Genomic DNA, 2,356 nt, shown 5'->3' on the forward strand with positions numbered 1-2,356 from the left:
GCCGGCGATCACGTTCCGCGTCGCGGAGCCGGACAAGCTCCGCGCCTGGATGGTCGCGAACGGCCTCGAGGGGAAGCTGACCGTCAACTCCCAGTGGCTGACGGCGGCCTGCGGGGACCGCGCCGTCGAGGGGGAGCCGCTTCCCGACGGGGTGGTGATGTCCGGCGCGTACAACAAGACGAACTACCGGAGGGGCTAAAGTGGAGTGGGTACTCGCCGCCCTCGCTGGCGCGACGTTCGCACTGACGGTCATCCTCTATCGCGACCTGGTCTCGGCCCGCTACGAGGCCCAGTCCTCCCGACGGGAGGCCGAGGCTTACCAGCGGTATGCCCGACAGACCCGGGACGAGCTGTTCGAGGCGACGCACTGGTTCAACGAGGAGGTCCAGCGCGAGCGGCGCCGCGCGGAGTTCTGGTTCCGGGAGGCGCGGAGGTGCTGAGGGAGATCACCCCGCCGCCCTACGAGGAGAGGGAGGCCCACGCCCCGAGCGAGTTCGTGGCCACCCAGCGGGAGGAGCGGAGGAGGCGGAAGCGGCAGCGCAAGCTGAGGGACGACCTCGAGCGGGCGCTCGGCCTCGCGAGGGAGCTGCGCCCGGACCTGTGGGCGCGGACCGAGGCCGTGGCGCGGATCATCGACCCGTCGGCGTTCGCCGACGACTGGGTCGCCAGCCCGCCGGAGGCGGCGCGGACCCACGCGCTGAAGCTGAAGGTGCTCCGCGGCGTGGCGACGCGGCGCGCGCAGGACGTCCTCGAGTACCTCGGCGTCAACACCGAGACGGACTGGGGCGAGGTCCTCGCGCACCTGGCCGAAGGGTGAGGGGCCTCTCGCGCCTGGCGGCCGGGTTCTCTGACCGGGCGCTGCGCGAGGTGGCGGAGATGCTGGTACGTTCGGACGCCGCTGCAATCCTGCAACGGCGTCCGAGGCGCCGAAACGGTAACGGTAAAAGGAAGAAGGACGGATGGAAGACAAGGACAAGTACGCGGTCGTGAAGGCGGAGACCGGCGGCGCGATCGCGCTCCCGGACTACATCAAGCCGGCGACGTCCGGCGCCATGGGCGAGCTGGACCGGGACGACCTGGTCCTCCCGCGCCTGGCGGTGGCGCAGCCGACGGCCCCGGAGCTGGTCCGTGGCGGGACGAAGTACATCCCCGGGCTGAACCAGGGGGACCTGTTCAACACGCTCACGCGCGAGAAGGTCGAGCAGCCCGCGCGGGTCGTCGTCGTGCGCCGGGAGCCGACGCGCGCGATCGAGTTCGCGCCGATGGAGGACGGCGGCGGGATCGTCGACCGCAACGTCCCGACGACGAAGGACGCCGACGGGCGGTACACCGACCCGCGGATGCGGTTCACCGAGGACGAGAACGGCGAGACGGTCAAGCCGGTCGCCACCGAGCTGCGCGAGTACGTCGCCCTCCTGCTGACGCCGACCGGCCTCGAGCCGATCGTCCTCAGTTTCAAGGGGACGTCGCTCGGCGCGGCGAAGGCGCTCAACTCGCTCCTCACCCTCCCGCTGAGGGGGAGGAAGGTCGAGCCCTGGGCCCGCGTCGTCGCGGTCGTCGCGAACCCGACCAAGAACGCCAAGGGCGCGTACTTCGTCTTCGGCGTGACCCAGGTCGGGATGGCGGACGCGGCCACCTACCGGACGGCCGAGGAGACCCTGAAGGGCTTCAGCGGCCGGAAGGTGGCAGACGACCAGGAGCTGGAGTCCGCTCCGGCGCCTGGTCGGGAACCGGGCTCCGACGACGCGGAGTTCTGACGTGCGCCGCGTCGTCGTCAGCGGCGGCCCGTCGCCCCGCGACGTCCGGGTCCGCGACTCGGAGACCGGCGCGGACCTGACCAGCCTGTTCCTGAGCTTCACGCTGGTCGCGGACGGGAACAAGCTCACGACGATCAAGCTGAATGCGTTCGCCGAGGCCGAGGACGTCGTCGCGGAGGACGAGTCGTGCGCCTGAAGCTGCGCCTGAAGCTGCTCACGGCCGCCGTCCTCGGGTCGGCCCTCGCGACGGCCGTCGTCTTCCCCGCGGCGACGGCCGCCTTCTCGCTCGCGCTGGCCGCCCTCGCGCTGATGGCGGTCGCGAGCGACGTCGGCAAGCTCACGAAGGAGAAGGTCGCCGAGGCGTACGCCGCGGGGTACCTCGCCGGCCGCCGGCGGGAGGCGGCGCCGGCGGACGCGAAGCGAGGGAACTAAGGACCTTGGCCCCGAAGCGTGGGACTAGCGCCGGCCCCCAGACCTACGACACTAGGCACGGGCCCGGGCTGGGCGGTTCGACTCCGCCGAGGGGCTCCACTACCGGCGTGGCCCCGGACCGTGACCCCGGGGCGAACTTTTGAGGGGAGAGAAGCGATGACGGTCGA

The 2,356-nt window shown here is 71.7% G+C and carries 6 protein-coding genes; all 6 read left to right on the plus strand.

The window, feature by feature from the left end; genetic code table 11:
* Nucleotides 1-199, plus strand: a 199-nt coding sequence (locus tag VMI11_14120) for a hypothetical protein (GenBank protein ID HTY73534.1), incomplete at its 5' end; no start/stop codon positions are given.
* A 1-nt stretch (nucleotide 200) separates the two neighbouring features.
* Nucleotides 201-440, plus strand: coding sequence for a hypothetical protein (locus VMI11_14125; GenBank protein ID HTY73535.1), 240 nt, complete (start codon nucleotides 201-203; stop codon nucleotides 438-440).
* Nucleotides 434-817 carry a hypothetical protein gene (locus tag VMI11_14130; protein HTY73536.1) on the plus strand — a complete coding sequence of 128 codons (384 nt, stop codon included), beginning with the start codon at nucleotides 434-436 and terminating at the stop codon, nucleotides 815-817. Before VMI11_14125 ends, VMI11_14130 begins: the two co-directional genes overlap by 7 nt.
* A gap of 142 nt (nucleotides 818-959) precedes the next feature.
* Entirely contained in the window at nucleotides 960-1,757 is a 798-nt protein-coding gene (locus tag VMI11_14135; protein HTY73537.1) for a hypothetical protein, read from the plus strand.
* Between the two features lies 1 nt (nucleotide 1,758).
* On the plus strand, nucleotides 1,759-1,953 hold the full coding sequence (locus tag VMI11_14140) for a hypothetical protein (protein ID HTY73538.1): 195 nt from the start codon (nucleotides 1,759-1,761) through the stop codon (nucleotides 1,951-1,953).
* Nucleotides 1,944-2,189, plus strand: coding sequence for a hypothetical protein (locus VMI11_14145; protein HTY73539.1), 246 nt, complete (start codon nucleotides 1,944-1,946; stop codon nucleotides 2,187-2,189). Before VMI11_14140 ends, VMI11_14145 begins: the two co-directional genes overlap by 10 nt.
* Nucleotides 2,190-2,356: the final 167 nt, after the last annotated feature.

Source organism: Actinomycetes bacterium (assembly GCA_035506535.1).
Lineage (GTDB): Bacteria > Actinomycetota > Actinomycetes > DATJPE01 > DATJPE01 > DATJPE01.